Origin of the sequence: Ferruginibacter sp. (genome assembly GCF_014377975.1) — a bacterium.
Taxonomy (GTDB): Bacteria; Bacteroidota; Bacteroidia; order Chitinophagales; family Chitinophagaceae; genus Ferruginibacter.
In genome coordinates this window covers 45,351-66,433 of record NZ_JACMOO010000171.1, presented here as the reverse complement: position 1 = coordinate 66,433, position 21,083 = coordinate 45,351, and the positions used below count along the sequence as shown (strand labels likewise).

At 38.1% G+C, this 21,083-nt stretch carries 19 protein-coding genes and 3 pseudogenes; 16 read left to right on the top strand and 6 right to left on the bottom strand.

Annotated features, from left to right (window positions below):
• Window positions 1–51 precede the first annotated feature (51 nt).
• The 6 genes and pseudogenes from H7254_RS09945 to H7254_RS09920 all read left to right on the top strand — a co-directional run.
• Entirely contained in the window at window positions 52–1,149 is a 1,098-nt protein-coding gene (locus H7254_RS09945) for a cellulase family glycosylhydrolase (RefSeq protein WP_301932822.1), read from the top strand.
• A gap of 90 nt (window positions 1,150–1,239) precedes the next feature.
• Complete coding sequence (locus tag H7254_RS09940) at window positions 1,240–2,286, top strand: LacI family DNA-binding transcriptional regulator (protein ID WP_301932821.1); 1,047 nt, start codon at window positions 1,240–1,242, stop codon at window positions 2,284–2,286.
• 64 nt (window positions 2,287–2,350) lie between these two features.
• The gene (locus H7254_RS09935) at window positions 2,351–3,562 is read left to right on the top strand and encodes a sialidase family protein (protein ID WP_301932820.1); all 1,212 of its coding nucleotides are present in this window, start codon (window positions 2,351–2,353) and stop codon (window positions 3,560–3,562) included.
• A gap of 14 nt (window positions 3,563–3,576) precedes the next feature.
• Complete coding sequence (locus tag H7254_RS09930; RefSeq protein WP_301932819.1) at window positions 3,577–5,664, top strand: beta-L-arabinofuranosidase domain-containing protein; 2,088 nt, start codon at window positions 3,577–3,579, stop codon at window positions 5,662–5,664.
• A 424-nt stretch (window positions 5,665–6,088) separates the two neighbouring features.
• On the top strand, window positions 6,089–7,174 hold the full coding sequence (locus H7254_RS09925) for a glycoside hydrolase family 43 protein (RefSeq protein ID WP_301932818.1): 1,086 nt from the start codon (window positions 6,089–6,091) through the stop codon (window positions 7,172–7,174).
• A 140-nt stretch (window positions 7,175–7,314) separates the two neighbouring features.
• Window positions 7,315–8,208: pseudogene (locus H7254_RS09920) on the top strand (glycoside hydrolase family 43 protein); the annotation flags it as partial.
• Between the two features lie 111 nt (window positions 8,209–8,319).
• Here H7254_RS09920 and H7254_RS09915 read toward each other — a convergent pair.
• Entirely contained in the window at window positions 8,320–8,502 is a 183-nt protein-coding gene (locus tag H7254_RS09915; RefSeq protein ID WP_301932817.1) for a hypothetical protein, read from the bottom strand.
• An 88-nt stretch (window positions 8,503–8,590) separates the two neighbouring features.
• Between H7254_RS09915 and H7254_RS09910 the strand changes: the two genes are divergently transcribed.
• A complete protein-coding gene (locus H7254_RS09910; protein ID WP_301932816.1) occupies window positions 8,591–8,854 on the top strand; it encodes a hypothetical protein in 264 nt (87 codons plus the stop codon).
• 2 nt (window positions 8,855–8,856) lie between these two features.
• On the opposite strand, the pseudogene H7254_RS21480 reads toward H7254_RS09910, so the two are convergent.
• Together H7254_RS21480 and H7254_RS09905 are read right to left on the bottom strand one after the other, a co-directional pair.
• Window positions 8,857–8,988 (bottom strand): annotated as a pseudogene (locus tag H7254_RS21480) (DUF4372 domain-containing protein); the annotation flags it as partial.
• Between the two features lie 144 nt (window positions 8,989–9,132).
• Complete coding sequence (locus H7254_RS09905; protein ID WP_301932815.1) at window positions 9,133–10,443, bottom strand: TIGR00341 family protein; 1,311 nt, start codon at window positions 10,441–10,443, stop codon at window positions 9,133–9,135.
• A gap of 435 nt (window positions 10,444–10,878) precedes the next feature.
• On the opposite strand from H7254_RS09905, the pseudogene H7254_RS09900 reads away from it, so the two are divergent.
• From H7254_RS09900 to H7254_RS09890, 3 genes and pseudogenes are all read left to right on the top strand, one after another.
• Window positions 10,879–11,532 (top strand): annotated as a pseudogene (locus tag H7254_RS09900) (DUF547 domain-containing protein).
• Between the two features lie 376 nt (window positions 11,533–11,908).
• Entirely contained in the window at window positions 11,909–13,342 is a 1,434-nt protein-coding gene (locus H7254_RS09895) for an NAD(P)/FAD-dependent oxidoreductase (protein ID WP_301932814.1), read from the top strand.
• Between the two features lie 24 nt (window positions 13,343–13,366).
• A complete protein-coding gene (locus H7254_RS09890; protein WP_301932813.1) occupies window positions 13,367–13,693 on the top strand; it encodes a hypothetical protein in 327 nt (108 codons plus the stop codon).
• 272 nt (window positions 13,694–13,965) lie between these two features.
• Here H7254_RS09890 and H7254_RS09885 read toward each other — a convergent pair whose 3' ends face one another.
• On the bottom strand, window positions 13,966–14,487 hold the full coding sequence (locus H7254_RS09885; RefSeq protein WP_301932812.1) for a DinB family protein: 522 nt from the start codon (window positions 14,485–14,487) through the stop codon (window positions 13,966–13,968).
• A gap of 387 nt (window positions 14,488–14,874) precedes the next feature.
• On the opposite strand from H7254_RS09885, the gene H7254_RS21475 reads away from it, so the two are divergent.
• From H7254_RS21475 to H7254_RS09865, 5 genes are all read left to right on the top strand, one after another.
• Complete coding sequence (locus H7254_RS21475; RefSeq protein ID WP_367875433.1) at window positions 14,875–14,973, top strand: hypothetical protein; 99 nt, start codon at window positions 14,875–14,877, stop codon at window positions 14,971–14,973.
• 597 nt (window positions 14,974–15,570) lie between these two features.
• Window positions 15,571–16,731 (top strand): sigma-54 dependent transcriptional regulator, encoded by a 1,161-nt coding sequence (locus H7254_RS09880; protein ID WP_301932811.1) that lies wholly within the window; start codon window positions 15,571–15,573, stop codon window positions 16,729–16,731.
• 9 nt (window positions 16,732–16,740) lie between these two features.
• On the top strand, window positions 16,741–17,379 hold the full coding sequence (locus H7254_RS09875; RefSeq protein ID WP_301932810.1) for an alpha/beta hydrolase: 639 nt from the start codon (window positions 16,741–16,743) through the stop codon (window positions 17,377–17,379).
• Window positions 17,380–17,654: 275 nt separating this feature from the next.
• A complete protein-coding gene (lepB, locus tag H7254_RS09870; RefSeq protein ID WP_301932809.1) occupies window positions 17,655–19,217 on the top strand; it encodes a signal peptidase I in 1,563 nt (520 codons plus the stop codon).
• Between the two features lie 106 nt (window positions 19,218–19,323).
• The gene (locus tag H7254_RS09865) at window positions 19,324–19,809 is read left to right on the top strand and encodes a cytidine deaminase (RefSeq protein WP_301932808.1); all 486 of its coding nucleotides are present in this window, start codon (window positions 19,324–19,326) and stop codon (window positions 19,807–19,809) included.
• Window positions 19,810–19,820: 11 nt separating this feature from the next.
• Here H7254_RS09865 and H7254_RS09860 read toward each other — a convergent pair whose 3' ends face one another.
• The gene (locus H7254_RS09860) at window positions 19,821–20,333 is read right to left on the bottom strand and encodes a methylated-DNA--[protein]-cysteine S-methyltransferase (RefSeq protein WP_301932807.1); all 513 of its coding nucleotides are present in this window, start codon (window positions 20,331–20,333) and stop codon (window positions 19,821–19,823) included.
• Window positions 20,334–20,419: 86 nt separating this feature from the next.
• Between H7254_RS09860 and H7254_RS09855 the strand changes: the two genes are divergently transcribed.
• Window positions 20,420–20,710, top strand: a complete 291-nt coding sequence (locus H7254_RS09855) for a helix-turn-helix transcriptional regulator (protein WP_301932806.1) — start codon at window positions 20,420–20,422, stop codon at window positions 20,708–20,710.
• Here H7254_RS09855 and H7254_RS09850 read toward each other — a convergent pair.
• Window positions 20,707–21,036, bottom strand: coding sequence for a tRNA-binding protein (locus tag H7254_RS09850; protein WP_301932805.1), 330 nt, complete (start codon window positions 21,034–21,036; stop codon window positions 20,707–20,709). The genes H7254_RS09855 and H7254_RS09850 overlap by 4 nt on opposite strands.
• Window positions 21,037–21,083: the final 47 nt, after the last annotated feature.

Sequence of the window (21,083 nt, the reverse complement as noted above, 5' to 3'; positions counted from 1 at the left end):
AGCAAAAAAGACAAATCAGTAATCTCAAATTAATTCATTTAAATATCTAACATGCTCATCAGGAATAAAAATTATTGTTTTCTTTTTTTGTTGTTATTTACAATCAGCTTACAGGCGCAAAAAAATAAAAAACAGGTAAACAATGTTCCGGCACCCGGAACTGTTTGGACGGCAGAAAAAGCCAATACCTGGTATGGCCAACACAAGTGGCTTACGGGTGCCAACTATATCCCGGCTACTGCCATCAATCAGCTGGAAATGTGGCAGGCAGATACATTCGATCCTGCTACCATTGATAAGGAATTGAGCTGGGCCGAAAGTATTGGCTTTAATACCATGCGGGTATTTTTACATTCCATCGCATGGAAACAAGACCCCGGTGGATTTAAAAAACGCGTTGATCAGTTTTTATCTATTTCAGCTAAACACCACATTGAACCCATTTTTGTTTTCTTCGACGACTGCTGGAATAAGGAACCCTTGGCCGGCAGACAACCAGCCGTAAAAACAGGTATTCATAATTCCGGGTGGATGCAGGATCCCGGCCAGCCTGCTTCTGCGGATACCACTATTTTTCCTTCGCTGGAAAAATATGTAAAAGATGTACTCACCAGTTTTGGGCATGACAAAAGAATTTTATTGTGGGATTTGTACAATGAACCTGGCAACAATGGCAAAGGCGATTCTTCCCTGCCATTGCTTACAAAAATATTTCAATGGTCAAGGGAAGTAAACCCCGATCAGCCGGTATCTGCAGGATTGTGGGCCTGGAATCTTGAGAAACTAAATGCATTTCAATTAAAGAATTCTGATGTGATTACATATCACGATTACCAGGAAGCATCTTTACACAAGCAAGTGGTGCAGGTGTTAAAAGCAAATGGCAGGCCGTTGATTTGTACTGAGTATATGGCCCGTACCCGCAACAGCCGTTTTGCTACGGTGATGCCGATGCTGCAAAAAGAAAATGTAGGTGCCATTAACTGGGGTTTTGCAGATGGAAAAACAAACACCATTTATGCATGGGATACTCCTACTCCGGATGGCAGCCAACCCATAGAATGGTTCCATGATATTTTTAAAAAGGATGGCACGCCTTACCGGGAAGATGAGGTGAATTTAATAAAGAAACTGAACGGCATGCAGTAAATAAACTGCTAAATTTTTTTATATGAGCAATCGTAAAACCTGTTGTTTCTACATCAGGTTGCTTTTAAAGCCAACGTTAATAAGTGCATCATGGGTGAAAATATTTTAAAAATAACGCTGATGGATATTGCACGCGAATTAAATATTACCGCCGCTACAGTTTCCCGTGCCCTCAGCAATCATCCTGCAATTAAAGAATCTACCAAACAGGCTGTCCGGGAAACAGCTGTCAGATTAAAATACCAGCCCAACAAAATCGCATCGTCGCTTCGTCTTGGTAAATCAAAAATTATTGGTGTAATTATCCCCAGTGCAGAAATAAATTTTTTTGGTTCTGTGGTACACGGTATTGAGAAAATAGCGAACGAACACAACTACAATGTGTTGATTTATCAATCGAACGAATCTTATGAATACGAAAAAAGAGGTGTGCAAACTTTTTTACAATCGCAGGTAGATGGAATACTCGCCTCTATTTCAAAGGAAACCATAAATCTGGATCACTACATCGAAATAAAAAAAAGAGGTGTGCCACTGGTACTGTTTGACAGAGGCATCGATAATCTTGGGGTATCTTCCGTTGTGGTAGATGACTATCGTGGGGCATTTGAGGCCACCAAACATCTGATAAGCCAGGGTTGTAAACGGATTGCTCATATAGGCGGTCAGCAACATGTAAGTATTTTTAATCAACGGTTAAAGGGTTATATAGATGCGCTGAATGTACATGGTTTTCCGGTGGATGACGATTTGATTTTGTATGGTAAAGTCAGTATCGATTCCGGCAGGGAATGCATGCACAAATTGTTATCGCTTTCAAAAATACCGGATGGGGTTTTTGCGGTAGAAGATTTTACAGCACTGGGAGCCATGCAGGCCATCAAAGCGGCGGGCAAAATTATTCCTGAAGAAATTGCCGTCGTTGGTTTTGCCAACGAACCATTTGCCGGATACATCACGCCATCCCTGTCTACTGTAAACCAGCAAACGGTCCGCATGGGCGAAGAGGCAGCCAACTTATTTTTTGAATCTATGCAAAATACCAATGGCTATGATTTGAATCCGCGTAAATTAATTTTAGAACCGGATTTAATCTGCAGGCAATCCAGCAATAGAAACCACCGTGAATATTTATAATCTCACTGCCATAAAAATTTATATCCAAACAAAAAAAATATTCAATAGTAATAAAATTAAGCGCATGTTTCAACCATACCAAACGGGCATCTTTTTTTTAATACTAATATCTTTTGTTTCCCCTGCATGTAACAAAAAGCTGGTTAATGTTAAAAGCACTTATAAAAGAACCGTAAAAAGGGTTGAATCGTTACCTGGAATTACAATTGTTTGGGAAGCTTCTTCCAAACAACGCCTGGCACCTCAAAATGGCCGTGGCATTGGTTACTGTGGTTATCCCCGGATGATTCAGTTGTACGATAAAACATTGATTTGTGTATATGAAGTTAGTGGCGGTAGTATAGAATGTATAAAAAGTGGCGACAAAGGAAATACATGGTCGGCTCCGGTAATTATTGCCACCCGTCAAAACGGAATCAATATGGCAGTTCCTGAAATTTTAGAATTAAATGACCATTCTTTACTGGTGTCCTACAATCCACGTCCATCGCCCATTGACAGTACCCGGTATTTTGGTATCCGCACAAAAAAAAGTTATAACGGCGGATTAACCTGGACGGATGAACGTTTATTGTATGAGGCAGGTTCTAAATTTGAAGATGGATGCTGGGAACCTGCACAAATACAATTACCTGGCGGTGAGGTACAATTATTTTTTAGCAACGAAGGTGTTTATACCAACAGTAATGAGCAAAATATTTCAATTTTCCGTTCACACGATAACGGGTTAACATGGACAACACAACCTCAGATTGTTAGCTTTCGTTCTGGTAAAAGAGACGGCATGCCGGTACCTGTTTTATCAATAGATAAAAATGAAATTCTTTGCTCAATCGAGGACAATGTTGTGGGCCAGTTTAAACCTTCCATCATAAGAGCTTCATTAAAGGATAATTGGCGTACATTGAATAACGGCAAAGGCGATAACCGCAACCGTGCACTCAAAGAAAAGTTGAGCAATGATATTTATGCAGGCGCTCCGTATTTAAGGCAATTAACAACGGGTGAAACTATTTTATCGTATCAGTCAACGGAAGGCAGAAATAAAAACTGGACGAATGCCTGTATGAATGTGGTGGTGGGGGATGCAAAAGGAAAAAACTTTGCAGGCAAAACTATTCCCTTTGATGTGCCGGTAGACAAAAGTGGCTTGTGGAATTCATTGTGTATACTGGACGATAATACCATTATAGCATTGACTTCTACCAATGCTTTTGCTTTGGGTGCAACTGAAGTGTGGATGATTAAAGGGCATATTAAAATAGATAAAAAATAAAATGTATGGAGGCTATGAATAAAATAAAAAAGGCTGTTGGTTATAGCGTTTGCTTAACAGCAATGATTGTGTTGGCTGCCGTTTCAGCCAATGGTCAGGCTAAGGTTACCAATGTTAAACGTCCGTCTACGGTTGCCGTAAATAAATTTTACACCAGTAACAGATTGCCGCTGCAGCCACTTAGCTTTATAAAGCTGCCGGTAGGTTCTATTAAGCCAGAAGGCTGGATAAAGAAATACCTGGAGTTGCAAAAAAATGGCCTCACGGGAAAGCTGGGAGAGATCAGCGCCTGGCTTGATAAAAAAGACAATGCCTGGTTTAGCGGCAACGGTAAAGGCGGACATGGCTGGGAAGAAGTGCCTTACTGGTTGAAAGGATACGGCAATCTTGGGTATGTGTTGAAAGATGAAAAAATTATCAGCGAAACAAAATTGTGGTTAAACAAAGTATTTGAAAGCCAGCAGCCCGACGGATATTTTGGTCCACGTGTTGTTGAAAATGAACACCAGGATAACAAAGGTCAAACACCCGACCTTTGGCCCAATATGCTGATGCTTTGGTGTATGCAATCTTATTATGAATACAGTAACGATGCCCGTGTTATTCCTTTTATGACTCACTATTTTAAGTGGCAAACAACCATACCCGATAATAAATTACTTAAAATTTATTGGGAAAACAGCCGGGGCGGCGATAATTTGTACAGCATTTACTGGTTGTATAACCGCACCGGCGAAAACTGGTTGTTATCCCTGGCAGATAAAATTCATCGCAATACCGCAGACTGGTCACAGAAAAATAATTTACCCAATTGGCACAATGTAAATATTGCCCAATGTTTCAGGGAGCCGGCAACTTATTTTATGCAGACCAAAGACAGCAGCTTTTTAAGAGATACTTACAAAGATTTTTACCTGGTAAGAACATTGTATGGCCAGGTGCCGGGTGGCATGTTTGGTGCGGATGAAAATGCCAGAAAGGGATATGATGATCCCAGGCAGGCAGTGGAAACCTGTGGCATGGTAGAGCAGATGGCTTCGGATGAAATATTAACCGGCATCACCGGAGACCCCATGTGGGCGGACAATTGCGAGAATGTTGCTTTCAATACATATCCTGCGGCAGTAATGGCCGACTTTAAAGGCCTCCGTTATTTAACAGCCCCTAACATGGTAGTGAGTGATAGCCGCAACCATGCACCGGGATTACAAAATGAAGGTCCGTTTTTAATGATGAATCCTTTTAGCAGCCGCTGTTGCCAGCACAATCATTCACAGGGCTGGCCTTATTATGCAGAACATTTATGGATGGCCACACCTGATAATGGCGTCGCTGCTATCCTGTACAATAGCAGTGAAGTATCCGTTAAAGTTGGCAGTGGCAAAGGCAATGCCGTTGGCCTTAAACAAACCACCCATTATCCGTTTGATGAAAATATAAAAATTGAAATCAATACCGGTACTGCAATAAATTTTCCATTGTATTTACGCATACCAAACTGGTGCAACGGAGCTACTATTAAAATTAATGGTGTTGATCAAAAAACTGAATTGGTGCCAGGTTCTTATGCAAGGCTTGAAACAAAATGGAAACAGGGCGATGTGGTAGAACTGGTATTGCCAATGCTGTTAAAAAAAGAAGACTGGAGTAATAACAGGAACAGTGTAAGCATCAATTATGGACCACTCACTTTTTCTTTAAAAATTGGAGAATCGTATAAACAGATGGACAGTAAAAAATCTGCCATCGGTGATTCCAAATGGCAGGAAAATGTAGATCAGACCCAATGGCCTGCTTACGAAATTTATCCAACCACTATGTGGAACTATGGACTGGTACTAAATGATCAGCCACTGGAAAGCCAGTTTAAATTGATTAAAAAACCATGGCCTGCCGATGATTTTCCTTTTACCCAGGATGCCGTGCCATTTGTATTAAAAGCAACTGGAAAAATTATTCCGGAATGGGTGCTGGATAAATATGGTTTGTGTGATGTGTTGCCGCAAAGTCCGGTATCGGTTTCAACAAAAGAGCAGCCGATAGAACTGGTGCCCATGGGAGCAGCGAGGTTAAGAATATCTTCGTTTCCGGTGGTGAACTAACTAAATGGCCAATGGTGAATATTGCTGGGATAGTCGTGTTAAAAAAATCAATTATTTTTTCCGGTAAAATTAAGTGGCCTGGTAATAAGAAGTGTCCGGTAGGGACACCGGCCACGGCGGTAGATATTGCAGGGAGAATGGAGTGAATAATAAAAAATCAATTATTTTTTCCGGTAAAATTAAGTGGCCTGGTAATAAGAAGTGTCCGGTGGGGACACCGGCCACGGCGGTAAAATGTTATTGCCTGTTATGAAGAATTGTCCAATGTGGACACCTGCTACGGCGGTAAAAACGCAATATTTTCCTTATTCATACAATTAGTTATCTTTTCCATCTACTGTACGGCAACAACGGAAAGTTTATACAACCAATCTGTATAAAAATTCAGAAAAAATAATGGATTGCTAATTATAATATTACAGGTATGAAAATAATAAAGCACCTTATATTTAGTACGATACTTTTTTGTTGTTTGTTAACCATTGTTTTTGCACAGACACAAAAAACTTTTAGCAATCCGCTACTGCCCGGCGGTGCCGACCCATGGTGCATTTATAAAGATGGCTTTTATTATTACACCAACACAACAGGCCGCAATATTACCATTTGGAAAACCGATAATATTGCCCGGTTAAAAACTGCGGAGAAAAAAGTGGTATTTACCCCGCCGGCAACCGGGCCATATTCCAAAGAATTGTGGGCACCTGAAATTCATTTTTTACAAGGCAAATGGTATATTTATTTTGCGGCAGACAGTGGTAAAAATATAAATCACCGGCTTTGGGTATTGCAAAACAGTTCGGCTGATCCGTTAAAAGGGAAGTGGATACTGAAAGGCAAACTGGCTACGCCGGATGATAAATGGAGTATTGATGGTTCTTTGTTTCAACACAACAAGCAATTGTATTTTATCTGGTCGGGTTGGGAAGCAGATGTAAACGGCCAGCAAAATATATACATCGCCAAAATGAAAAATCCCTGGACGGTTATTGGTGTAAGGGTAAAATTATCAAGCCCTGAATTGCCTTGGGAAACCATCGGCGCATTGCATGATGCTAATAACCCACCGCAGGTAAATGTAAACGAAGGACCCGAAGTACTGGCACATGCAAATCAGCTTTTTCTCATCTATTCAGCCAGTGGGTGCTGGACAGATTCTTATGCCCTGGGTATGCTTACAGCAAGTGCCAAAAGCGATCCGTTGAATCCGGCCTCCTGGAAAAAGTCACTGCAGCCGGTATTCAAACAATCAATCGAAAACAGGGTGTATGCACCTGGTCATAATTCATTCTTCAAGTCGCCGGATGCTAAAGAGGATTATATATTATATCACGCAAATTCAAAGCCTGGTCAGGGTTGTGGCGGTTTTCGCTCTCCCCGTGCCCAACTGTTTACCTGGAACAAAGATGGCTCGCCCAATTTTGGTGTTCCTGTAAAAGAAGGAGAAATATTAACACTGCCATCGGGTACCGGTAATAAAGTGTGTGTCAAATTAGAAATTGATTTTTAAGATAAATGGTTTTAAAATATTTGGGTTATAAATATTTTTTCGGGTTGATTATTGCAAATATTTACATGCAGTTTTTGGATGCGCAACAGCAGCAGTTAATCAAAAAGCCAACTGAAAATAATTGGTAGAATCCGGTTTTAAATCGTGACTTTGCAGATCCCACAGTGATTAAAACAAATGGTAAATCTTATGCGTATGCAACACAGGGAACCCCGGACGGCAAATTGTTAAACATCCAGGTTGCTTCTTCTACGGATATGTTTAACTGGAAAACAGAAGGGGATGCACTTTCACAAAAACCAACCTGGGCCAAAAGCACTTCCAGCTTTTGGGCGCCGCATGTTTTGTATGATGCATCCATAAAAAAGTATGTATTGTTTTTTTCATCTGCCACCAATGATACATTGCTGGGTAAATGTATTGGTATTGCTTTTGCCGATTTGCCGGCAGGGCCTTTTATTGATAAAGGCAGTCCACTTATTTGCGGAGAAGGTTTTGTAAATATAGATCCCATGGCAATGATAGATCCGGCAACGAAGAAAAAATTATTGTTCTGGGCGTCTGGTTTTAAGCCCATCAAGGTACAGGAACTTACCAACGACTGGAAAAATTTCAGGACCGGAACAACCGCATTAAATCTTGTTTGGCCCGGCAAAGAAAAAGACTACAACATATTGTTGGAAGGAGTATGGGTAGACTGCCAGGCTGGTAAATATTATCTCTATTATTCCGGTGATAATTGTTGCGGTGAAAAAGCACATTATGCCGTAATGGTTGCAAGGTCTGACAATGCCATGGGGCCATATCAAAGATTAGGCGAAACCAACAAAACCGGCAGCAGTGTTATTCTGCAGCAAGACACCGCCTGTCTGGCACCGGGACACAATTCGATTTTTAAAGACCGCAAAGGAAATAAATGGATTGCTTATCATGCGATAAGTAGAAAAAATCCAGGTAATAAAAATGGCAGCAGCAGGCGAGTGATGCTGATAAAACGAATTATTTATAAAAATGGATGGCCTGTTGTAAAATGAAGATTACTTATAAAGTATCAATTAAAAAACAATAATCCTAAAAGCGTCTAATAGAGTATTAACAACCCTTTTGTCTTTCTAATTACCATCTGAATAACAGAATTCTACCTTTCAATTTATCTCCGCCTTTAAGCTCTTCACCTCCTCAATAATCAACCGGGTCACTTCCATCTTCATCTGATAGTAATTATCCAGACACTGCGGTTGGGTAAAATTGGATACCACCGGAATGTCTTTAAACCAGCTTAGTTGCTCATTCAATTTCGGCACATCATTAATAATTTCAGCTGGCATTTCTAAAATAGAGATTATTTGTGCAGTGGCAGCAAACCACCGTAACGAACAAACATGGCGTACGATTTACCAATAGGACGGTTTAAAAATGATACAGAAGTATAAAAAACAGAGCAGTCCTTCGGTTATTACTGCAGAAGAATATTTGTTGATTGAGAAGAAATTGAATGATTCCAAAAACGGCTTTCGGGGATATGTGGAGCTTTTGAACTTTGTAGCGACTGAATTTAAAAAGACAATAAAATACGATAGCCTGCGAAAATATTCCATGCGCTGTTTAGGTTCCAGGAGTAATAATTTAGACCCTATACTTTCCAGGCAATATTCAATGTCTCTCAGACTTTCCCGATAACAGAATTGAGCAAAGCTCATTACTAGAAATTGCTCCCAGCAGGTAAAAGTTTTTATACCTAAGTTACCTTGGTAGCGGCTGACACATAAATCAAATTCATACCAATAAACCGTTTCAAATAACTGTGCGAAAATATATTTACCTTAATTCATTGCTAAATCTAATAGCAAAAAATCGACTTTTAATTCAAATCGTCAAATAATTAAAACCGCCAAAAAGTGTGATATTACTACGTTTTACCACTTTTATAAAAAATCTACCGGACAGTAGTGTAATCACTATTGAAATATTAGTTTAAGGTTAGCCTGGTTAAGCCTTACTTTTAACCACTTTTCTAATTTATTTTTTTCTGCTTTTGGCAGGCCTGCAGACATGTTTAGCAATACTAAATAAGTATTAGTTTGCATCAAACTATCATTAATGGTTATGGATGGTTCTATAATTGCTCTTTTTAATTGAGGATATTGAATTTTTAATTCAGAATAAATCTGTACACTTAATTTTTGCTGGTTAAGGATGCTGTCAAACTTCAATTGAACCAGATTTAATTGTTTTTCCTTCATCCCCAAAGCATTTGTCAACTGATTAAATTGCTCATTCGATTCATTATTTTTATTATCAGCTAAATAAGCAAATCCTTGTTTTACTTCCAGAGCCGAACTGTCTAACTGATAATTCTTTAACCGAAGTTTAAGTTGTTGTATTTCTGCTGGCAAAATTTCCTTACCGCCAAAAACCAAAGAAATACTTTTGTTTTTAGCATCAATTTTTTTGTTCAATAAATAATCATTGGTAAAATGAGCTTCATTATTTATAAAATGATTGGCGTTTTTAGTAAACTTGCTTTGTTGTACGATGTCAAATCCAAAATAAATACTCGGTAATAATGTAAGTAAAACAATTACCCAAACTATCCGCCGGGCTCTTTTTTCAGATTGTACACTATGCAAGTCTTTTAGTGGAAAATGTAATAGCCGAACAAAAATAAATGTTGCCAGGGCTATAAATACTGTATTGATAATGAAAAGATAAAATGCTCCAAAGAAGAAACTCAGTTGTAAAGTTGCCAATCCATATCCTGCGGTGCAAAGCGGCGGCATTAAGGCAGTTGCAATGGCTACACCGGGTATTACATTTCCCTTATGTCTGCTTGATGTAGCCAGTATTCCGGCGAGGCCACCAAAAAAAGCAATCAGTACATCATAAATATTAGGAGATGTTCTTGCAAGAATTTCAGAATGGGCATCGCTTATAGGCGACAGCAGAAAGAAAATGGTAGAAGTAGCTAATGCAACACCAGTAGCCACAAGAAAATTATAAATGGCTTTTCGCAGTAATGAAATATCGTTGATACCCATACCGAAGCCAATACCCATTATTGGACCCATCAGCGGAGAAATTAACATGGCGCCGATGATAACGGCTGTAGAATTAACATTTAATCCGAGCGATGCGACAAAGATGGCAAAAATTAAAACCCATAAATTTGTGCCACGGAAAACTACACCATTTTCAATATTTGTGTTAACGGTTTGATAGTCCTCTTTTTCAGTCAGCAACCTGAATTTATCAAAAAAATTTTCAGCCATATCTATTAAACTAAAAAGTATTATTGTAAGGTGGTAAATTTAAGCAAAACTCTTTTGCGGCCACAGTAAAAATCAGGGATTACACAACGTGACAGCCCTTTTAAAATTAGTATATACAACTTCAAAATTTACAAGATCTGTACTAATTTTAAAGCCGGGCAAATCAAGCAAAATCTAAAACATTCAATCATTTTTAAAATTATACAAGCTATTGTGTAAGGAATGGCAGGTATTTTTGTCACCATTAATTATTATAACTTCTCCAATCTACAAAAATGATAATTTCTTTTAGGAAAAGATTTTTACAAATAACAAAATGTTTGTGCATAATTGCGATGATTTGTCTTTCGACAGGGTTTATTTACGCATTGCCCATTCAAAAAAAAATTACTGAAGCTATGCCTAATACTGCATTGATAAAAGCTCTCCGAAAAGTTGTTATACAATGTTAAAACCGACGCAGACACAAAAGAAATTGAAGCAGTATTGGCAACTGCCGATCCGAAACATTTGATTGAAGGATTAAATAATGATGAGGCTATTAAAACCTTCTGGATAAATATGTACAACGCCTGGTTTCAGATTTTAGCCACCAGGGAGAAAAAAACAATGCCTGAAATATTTACAGGGAAACTTATAACCATTGCGAAAACTAAATTTAGTTTGGACGATATTGAACATGGTATTTTAAGAAGATACCGTTAAAAATTAAGTAGAGGATACCTGCCAAAATTCTTTCCCGGTAAATTGATAAAGCAATTAGCCGTTTCAAAAATTGATTACCGTATACATTTTGCATTGAACTGCGGAGCAAAAAGCTGTCCGCCTATTGCTTTTTATACGTATGAAAATATTAATAAACAGTTAGATAAAGCTACAAAATCATTCCTTCATTCAGAAACTGAATTTGATGATACTAAAAAACAAGTAAGGGTTACAAAAATAATGAGCTGGTTTATTGCCGGCTTTGGTGGTAAAAAAGGAATTAGAAAAATCATTAAAGAAAAACTTCAAAAGGATGTGGAAGGTTATTCTGTTAAATTTAAGATGTACGACTGGGCTGCCGAACTGGCTAAATTTGAGGAATAAAATACCCGCAATAATAACTTAAAAAAATGAATTGAGCCTTGTACTATCAGTATCATTATTCCTGTACTTAATGAGCCAACTACTTTACCGACCTTACTTTCTTTTTTAGTACCGTACCCGACTGTAAGCAGATTGCTGAAATTATTGTTTGTGATGGAGGCAGTAGCGATGATACGATTGCAATAGCAGCGTTTTTTAAAGCAAAGGCTATTTAAATCAAAAAGCCTGGAGGTGAATGGGGTTTACAAAACACAGGTAATTTTTCTGCATCAATTTTGCTGGTGTGTCTGCTACTTCCTAACAAAAGCCGTTAACAGCTTTAAAAAAATCACCAGCCCATTGGGAATAGTAAAAATGTTGCTAAATAAAAACAAGCATGAAAGAAAATAAGTACGATATTATTGTGATAGGCGCAGGTTCCGGCGGCCTTGGCATTTCACTTTTTATGGCCAGGGTTGGTCTTAAAACTCTTTTGATTGATAAAACCGATGAACATATTGGCGGTGATTGCCTGAATTATGGATGTGTACCCAGCAAAGCATTGATTCATGTATCCCGGCTGATGCACAAGGCCAAACAGGCCAAGCTTTTTGGTTATACCATTTCCGGCAAACCTGATTTTAATAAAGCCATTGAATATGTATTGTCTAAGCAAGCCATTATACGCAGACATGAGAATGCTGATTATTTGCGAAAGGAAGGGCTTGATGTTGTTTTAGGCAAGGCTTATTTTAGTTCGTCCTCGGCTGTTAAGGTGGGAGAAGAAATATATACTGCAAAAAAAATAGTATTGGCCACAGGCTCAAGGCCTGCAGCTTTAACTGTGCCGGGAATTGAAAAAGTAAGACAGTTCAATAATGAAACTATTTTTGCCCTCAACGATATGCCTGCAAGGATGCTGGTTGCAGGTGGTGGCCCTATCGGTATTGAAATTGGTCAAGCTCTAAATCGTTTAGGCATACAGGTCACCATCATTCATAGCGGTGAAGTTATTCTTCCACACGATGCAAATGAAATGGGCAGCATACTAATGGAGCAACTAATAGAAGAAGGAATTACCTTCCATCTTAATGCTGAAGTAAAAGAATTTACAAATGCCAATGAGGCCATCATTCAACAAAAAGACGGAACCAATTTTAAACAAAGTTTTGATGCGGTTTTTGTTGCTGTAGGAAGAAAAATTGTTTTAAAAGATTTAGGGCTTGAACAGGCAGGAATACAGGTAAAGGATGATAAAATTGTAGTTAATAAATATTTACAAACTACCAATAAGCACGTATATACATGTGGAGATGTTTCAGGCTCGCTGATGTTTTCCCATGCTGCCGAGCAACAAGCAAGGTTGTTGCTGAATAATTTCTTTTCGCCATTAAAAAAGAAATTGAATAACGATTACATGTCGTGGGTAACCTTTACCGACCCCGAAGTGGCTACATTTGGATTAAGCGAAAAAGTATTATTGAAAAGAAATATTTCCTTTGAAAAACTGGCGATGAACTTTGATGAAGATGACCGGGCTATTGTTGACAGTTATCAATATAGTAAATTAGTGCTTTACATAAGCAAGGGAGGATTATTTAAAAAAGAAAAAATATTAGGTGGCAGTATGGTTGCACCAAATGCCGGCGAACTGGTACAGGAATTAATTCTTGCAAATGTAAAGGGCCTTAGTATTAATGATATTTTCAATAAAATTTACCCATACCCGGTTGCATCCCGTGTAAATCAAATGATCATCGTAAAACATAAAGAAAAGCAGTTAACCGGCGCTTTAAAGAAATTGTTGAAATTCCTTTTTCGATTTGTATAATATCGTACTCTAAAAAATAATGTTATGGGATGGTGGGAGATTTTTAAAGAATGGTTTTTAAGCCTTGGTACAAAGTATTGTGTTAATCCATACATATTTGGTGGAATTTATATTGCGGCTATCCCGTTTTTTTTTCTTTGCCTTGGCTGGACGGTGAAAAATATACGGAATAAAAAGCCTTTTGTAATACCCGTATTGCTAACCGGATTATGTTTTGTATCCGCCTATCTATACCTGATTATTGTTGGTAAAAATATTCCGGTATGGGTGTATATTTTTATAGCGGCTATGGTTGTCTATGGTGTGTATTCAACAGTAAAAAAAATAAAGGACAAATCAAAGACTGCTTAATTAATCTCTCCGCCAAATTTTCTGCATTTTTTTTATCATTCTTTTACATGATTGGATTTTGATAAGCGGTATTCATAAAATAAAAAATTCTTGTTTTTCCTAATAACTTCACATCATTAAAAGTAAATTATTGACAGCGGAAAACGTTATTTAATTGATACCCAGCAGCCGGAAAATATTGGTGCATTAATTGAAGTGGCAGGCAAAGCAAATAAAAAGTTGAATCAGATTTTTTAAAAGCTGTGTTCAAATTTAGCTAGGGTGCAATTTTATTACCATCCTATATATTCCGGTGGTTTAATGCCGTTCAATCTTAAATACACAATCAGCTGCGCCCGGTGATGTGTCTGGTGATCGCTGATAAGATTAATTATCTGGAGTTTGGTTTTGGTACCTGCAAAAAAAGAAACTGTATCCGCTAAATGCGCTGCATCAAACGATTTTAATGCGCTAATTGCAAAATCATACGTTTTGTTTAATACCTGTATGATTTCTTCTTTTTTCTGAATGGGTGTTGCCGGTTTTATTACAGGGCTTTTGCTGTTGGTAATATAAGATGAAGTTAACCAACGCAAATTTGCTGCAATATGCAGCAGTTGTTCACCAAAGCTCATTTCTCCTGGCACAGGCTTAAAGCCATATTTTTCTTCTGGCATCTCCGTAGCCACTTTCAATGTGTATTCTTTTGAATTTTGTAATTTGGTAATGGCAGCATCTAAAAATAAAGAATCAGCTTTTTGGGCAGTTAGCGTATTTATAACCAATAAAGAAAACACAATGAAAAGTAATCGCATACGTTTTAATATTTAAATAAAATTAATCAAAAATGATCACTCAACTGTTTATTGACTCGCTTACTAATAAAATTGCGTTTGACAGGGCTCTTAATTCTGCCTTGTTTGGTAACCCCCTAATTTATTAATAACCTTTCCATCAGGGGTAAAAAAACTAAGGGTGGAGTTCAAGTAACTTCATAGTTTTTTACAATCTTTATTCCTTCTTTACTTTCAATATCTACCTGGATTATTAATAAAGTTTTTCACCTCTAGACGACAAAAAAAAGTTAAGAAAAAGTCTTAAAAAAGTAGGTAGCCAAAACTACCTATCCATTTTGTAATTTGAGTTTGCGAAAACAAAACAATCTGAGCAAATATTTGTAGGTAAAATTAGATAGTCAGCCGATTTTAAATCAGCTATTACAATTGGTAGATAAGTTGACCTTTGAGGAATTGATTGCAGAAAAGAAAAGCGACCACTATTATAAGACTTTTAAGAATTAGCCTCACTTTGTCACAATCATGTATGGTATATATAACTGTTGCGATTTAAAGGCTGAAACCTGCAAGGGGCTTGGGGTATAAGGGGCAAGCTTAACCATGTATACTTACAAAAGTCTTTCGCAAAGCGTTGCAAAGAAGATGGGCTACGTAATGGTAATATGGAGTTTTTGACGCGTTATATTATCAACTAATTCAATGTTACTCCAGTTTTTTGCCGTACAGCCGCATGCATGGGTTAACAGTTAAAGAACTTTTTATTGTTGATTGTACCGCTAACCGGCGTTTGTAAAAAACTATCGCTTCGTTTTTACGGGGAACTTTAAATTAGATTATTTAACGCTTCTTTGATTGGCACATTTATTTCTACAATTTCTCAAAAAGCCATTCCCATAAAAGATTCAGGGTTTAGAATATTTTTGCCTGATTTTTAACACTTGCAAAATTTTATTCTTTATAGTGATTTAGTGTTTAAAGTAAATACCGAAGGCTTTTTATATTGCTTTAACTAAATGACATTGATTCATAAATCGTTAATTTTAACTATATTTTTTTTAAATGCAGATTTGCATCTAACCCAATTTAAAATAGAAACACAGTATGGCCAGTATTTTAATCATTGACGATGAAAAAGCAATCCGTAAAACTTTATCGGAAATTTTGAGTTATGAAGGATACAAAATTGATGAAGCAGCAGACGGTGAAGAGGGAATAAAAAAGTTTAGTACTATTACTTATGATGTAGTGTTGTGTGATATTAAAATGCCTAAAGTGGATGGATTGGAATTTTTAGAAAGAGCCCGGGAAATTAATAGTGATGTGCCCATCATCGTTATCAGTGGCCATGGTAATATTGAAACCGCGGTAGAAGCTGTAAAGAAAGGTGCGTTTGATTATATAAGTAAGCCACCGGACCTAAACCGCCTGCTGATTACTTTACGCAATGCATTGGATAAACAAACACTGGTTATAGAAACCAAAGTGTTAAAACGAAAAGTTGCCAGGGTGCAGGAAATGGTGGGTAATGGCCCTGGAATTAAACTGATAAAAGAAACCATTGAAAAGGTTGCTCCTACAGAAGCAAGGGTATTGGTTACGGGAGAAAATGGTGTGGGAAAAGAACTGGTGGCAAGATGGATACATGAAAAAAGTAACCGCAGTACCGGGCCCATGGTGGAAGTGAATTGTGCGGCCATACCCAGCGAATTAATAGAAAGTGAATTGTTTGGGCATGAAAAAGGTTCTTTTACGTCTGCCATTAAACAGCGAATTGGTAAGTTTGAGCAGGCCAATGGGGGCACGTTGTTTTTAGATGAAATTGGTGATATGAGTTTAAGTGCGCAGGCCAAAGTGTTGCGTGCCTTGCAGGAAGGAAAAATTACCAGGGTGGGTGCAGATAAAGATATCAATGTAGATGTAAGGGTGATTGCTGCCACCAATAAGAATTTGTTAAAGGAAGTGGAAGATAAATGTTTTCGTCTTGATTTGTACCACAGGCTGAGCGTAATCATTGTTCATGTGCCCTCCCTGAATGAGCGGCGGGAAGATGTGCCGTTTTTAGTGGACTATTATCTTGAAAAGATTGCGGATGAATACGGCCAGCCTAAAAAAATAATGGATAAAAATGCGCTGGATATGTTAACCAGTTATAACTGGACGGGTAATATACGGGAGTTAAGAAATGTGGTGGAGCGACTGATTATTTTATCTGGTAAAAATATTACAGCAGACGATGTAACCAGCTATGTGTTACCCAAATAAGAATCACCTATGAAAAAAATATATTGCATCAGTGGCCTGGGCGCAGATGAAAGGGCTTTTGGCCGTTTGCAAATTAAAGGTCATACCATGGCTGCACTTCCCTGGTTAATGCCCAACCCGCATGAAACCATTGGGCAATATGCAAAACGGATGAGTGCGGGTATAAAAGATGAAAATCCAATACTGATGGGGCTTTCATTTGGGGGGATGATGAGTATTGAAATAGCCAAAATAATCAATGCCCCGAAGGTAATTCTTATTTCCAGCATAAAATCGGGGGATGAATTACCTGCCTGGTTAAAGCGCTCGGGCCAGTTACGTTTAAACAGGCTGTTCCCCATGCGTTCTTTTAAAATTATGGAACCTGTACAAAATATTTTTTTGGGTGCCATTGGTAAAGATGAAAAAGATATGGCAAGATCTTACCGGAAAAATGCCCCGCAGCAATACACAGATTGGGCCATCAATGAAGTGCTTAACTGGCGCAATACCTGGCAGCCGCCCACGTTGTTTCACATCCATGGCGATAACGATAGGATGTTTCCTATTAAATATGTTTCTCCAACACATGTTGTAAAAGGTGGGGGTCATTTTATGATAATGAACAAAGCTGCCCAGGTAAGTGCCGCCATTAATGATATTATTTAGAAACGGGTTGTACGATTTATATACTTTTTAAATATAGGGGTAACCTGGCGCAGAAAGCCAAAGCTGATCTATATTATGCAGATGAAGTGTGCGACGCCCATGAAGTTCCACAATGCTTCTTAGCCCGGACAATATTTATTTTACTTTTATATTTTGTTAAGGATATTGGTTTATTAAATAATTTATTTTACTGTTAAACATTTGAAAACATTTTTTATATATAACTGTAATGCAAAATTAAATATGGTATTTTTGGCCCTATTAAAATTTTACTTATGAGTATTGGCTGGATTATTTTTATTGTTTCCGCCCTTGGATGGCATATTGGTTTATATGGCATGTTTAAAAAAGCGGGTATCGAACCATGGAAAGCATTGGTGCCATTTTACAATACCTGGTGCCTGGTACAAAAAATGAAGCTGCATAAAGTGTGGTTTTTTTTACAGTTTATTCCTATCGCCGGTCAGTTCATTACCATCTGGATTACTATCAAATTTGTAGAGCATTTTGGCCGCTTTGGATTTTGGCAACATGGTGCTACAGTATTGCTTCCGTTCATATATTTTCCATATCTCGGCTTTAGCAAAAATGAAAAATATGCGGGGGAACTGGTGGTAAAAAATTATAAAAAAACCGCTGCAAGAGAATGGATTGATGCAGCAGCTTTTGCGGTGGTAGCAGCAACTATCATACGCACTTTCGTTTTTGAAGCGTATACCATTCCCACACCTTCTGAAGAAAAAACTTTGCTGGTAAGCGATTTTTTATTTGTAAGCAAATGGACCTACGGCCCCCGAATTCCCAACACACCGCTTGCGATGCCATTTGTACACCATACCATGCCTTTTGGTAATGCCAAAAGTTATGTGGAGTGGATACATATTCCGTACACACGCTGGTTTGCAAGCCCCGTGCAGCGCAATGATGCCGTAGTATTTAATTTTCCTGCAAACGATACACTCATTAACGATCCTGTTGTAGACGGGCAGCAACAGTTTGGTTCGCAACTTACCTACTACCAGGAGATACGGGATGAGATGAACCAGGGCCATATTACAGAACAAAAAGCAAGGGAGGAGGTATGGAGTAAATACGGCGATATGATCATAACAAGACCGGTAGATAAAAGAGAAAATTTTATAAAACGTTGTGTGGGTATTGCAGGCGATACGATACAGGTTATCAACGGGGCTTTAATGATCAATGGTAAACCGCAGGATTTTTTTCCACAATCGGAACGGTTTTATAAAATGACTACTCCCTCCAATTCGCCTGCACTCGACAATAAAGAAAATGCAGAAGAGATTCTTATACCTATGGGCATTCATGTTCGTTTTGAACAAAGGGATGTTCAACAGTTTGGCAACAACACGTATCTTGTAAATATTACCAATGAAGAAAAGTTACATTTAAAAATTCCAGCTGGTTATACGCTTACAGACTTTATATATCCTGTAGAAAATAAATTGTTTCCGTACTACGATACGGTCAGGCAATGGAGTTCAGATAACTATGGGCCGTTGTATGTTCCCAAAAAAGGCGCCACTATTGAATTAACGGCGGATAATTACATTCGCTATGAACGTTGCATCAGAACCTTTGAAAACAACGAACTGGAAAATAAAGGAAACAAATTTTTTGTAAATGGAAAGGAAGCAACCAGCTATACTTTTAAAATGAATTACTACTGGCTGATGGGGGATAACCGCCACAACTCACTGGATAGCCGGTATTGGGGTTTTGTACCCGAAGATCATGTGGTGGGTAAAGCTTCGCTGATATGGTTTAGCTGGGAGAACGGGCCAAGGTGGAAACGCCTTTTTAAATGGATAAAATAATTGAAGTATCATAGCAGTTAATTTATAATTCTGAAAAAGATCGTCCTTCTTATAGCAATGTAAGAAGGATTTTTTACAAAAAAAGTAGGCGCAAAAAAAAGAATAAATGATAAAGAAAGAGATTCCTTTTGCCGTGGAAATATATGCTTCAGCAGAAGAATTGAATGACAGTGATGCCACTTTACTGGCAAAGGCAAGGGCCATTACTACACAGGCGTATGCACCATATAGTCACTTTAATGTTGGAGCCGCAGCGATGCTTACCGATGGTACAACGGTAACTGCTACCAACCAGGAAAATGCTTCTTACCCCGTGGGTATTTGTGCAGAAAGGGTATTGTTGTCAGCAGTAGCGTCTCAGTTTTCGGGTCGGGGAATTATTACTATGGCCATCAGTTATCACAATATCAATGGCGAGAGTAATACGCCCATCTCTCCCTGTGGTATCTGCAGACAAAGCCTGGCAGAATACGGGGAACGTACACACCAGTCTATCCGGTTAATTTTAAGTGGTATGCTAGGAGAAGTGTACATCATTGAAAAAGCGCAGCAATTATTGCCCTTAACTTTTTCAGCAGTTAGTATGAAATAGCTACTGACATTTTAAAAAAGCATTTGTAATCCATGAGCAATTTTTGCTTCATGTTCCAATAACCATTGCTTGCGCCACAAGCCGCCACTATAGCCCGTTAACGTACCATTGCTGCCAATTACGCGGTGGCAGGGCACTACAATACTCAGTTGATTTTTACCATTGGTAGTACCCACTGCACGGATAGCTTTTGTATTGCCGGTTCGTTTGGATAATTCCATATAATTAATGGTTTGGCCAAAAGGAATTTGTGTAAGCGCCCACCATACTTTTTGTTGAAAGCCAGTGCCGTTTTGTTGAAGGGGTAAATCGAATGTTCTTCTTGTACCTTCAAAATATTCGCTTAATTGCTGGCGGCATTTATGAAGCAACACATCATTGTCTGCTGGAGTTATTGAAAGCTTATCTTCAACTTTTTGAAGTTCATCCTCATTTATAAATAACAATCCTGAAATAAATTCACCGGTAGATTGTATTAAAATAGTTCCAACAGGGGAAGGATAAAATGTAGCTGTTTCAGGCATAAAAATATATTGATAAATTTAAATGAATTAATATTGCCAAAGCAATAAAAAATACAATTTCTTTGATTAGGAAATGAATAAAAACTATGAGTACCGTAAAAGCTGAAACGAAGTTTATTGAGAAGGCAATGAATGCAATTGCTGACCCCTGCAGGTTATCTATTTTGCAGGAAATATTCCGTAAGGGTGAAATGTGTTGTGGCGATGTGCAGCAGCTTACAGGACTTTCTCAGCCCACCTGTTCTCACCATATTAAATTATTGGCAGATAGCGAACTGGTGGTATGCCGCAAAGATGGCCGCAATCATTTTTTTACCCTTAATAAAAATAACTTTAAAAAAGTAAGCATTTTTTTAGAACGCTTTTGCGAGGTTTAGCCAATACGGCAACCATTTGTTACAGGCAGGGAAGGTTGCAGCAGTACCACGTCATTTTGCAGATTATAAACACCCATTACCAGGCATTCACTAAAGAATTTACCTATTTGTTTGGTGGGCAAATTTACAACTGCCACCACCTGTTTACCTATTAATGCCTCCCTGGTATAAAGCTGGGTTATTTGGGCAGATGATTTTTTGATTCCAGATTCACCAAAATCGATGGTGAGCTGGTAAGCAGGTTTTTTAGCATCGGGGAAATTGGCAACTGCCGTGATAGTGCCGGTACGCATCTCTATTTTTTCAAAATCTTTCCAGGTAATCATTGATTTTTTTACCGCAAAAGTATTTTGTACTATTGATAATTAAAATA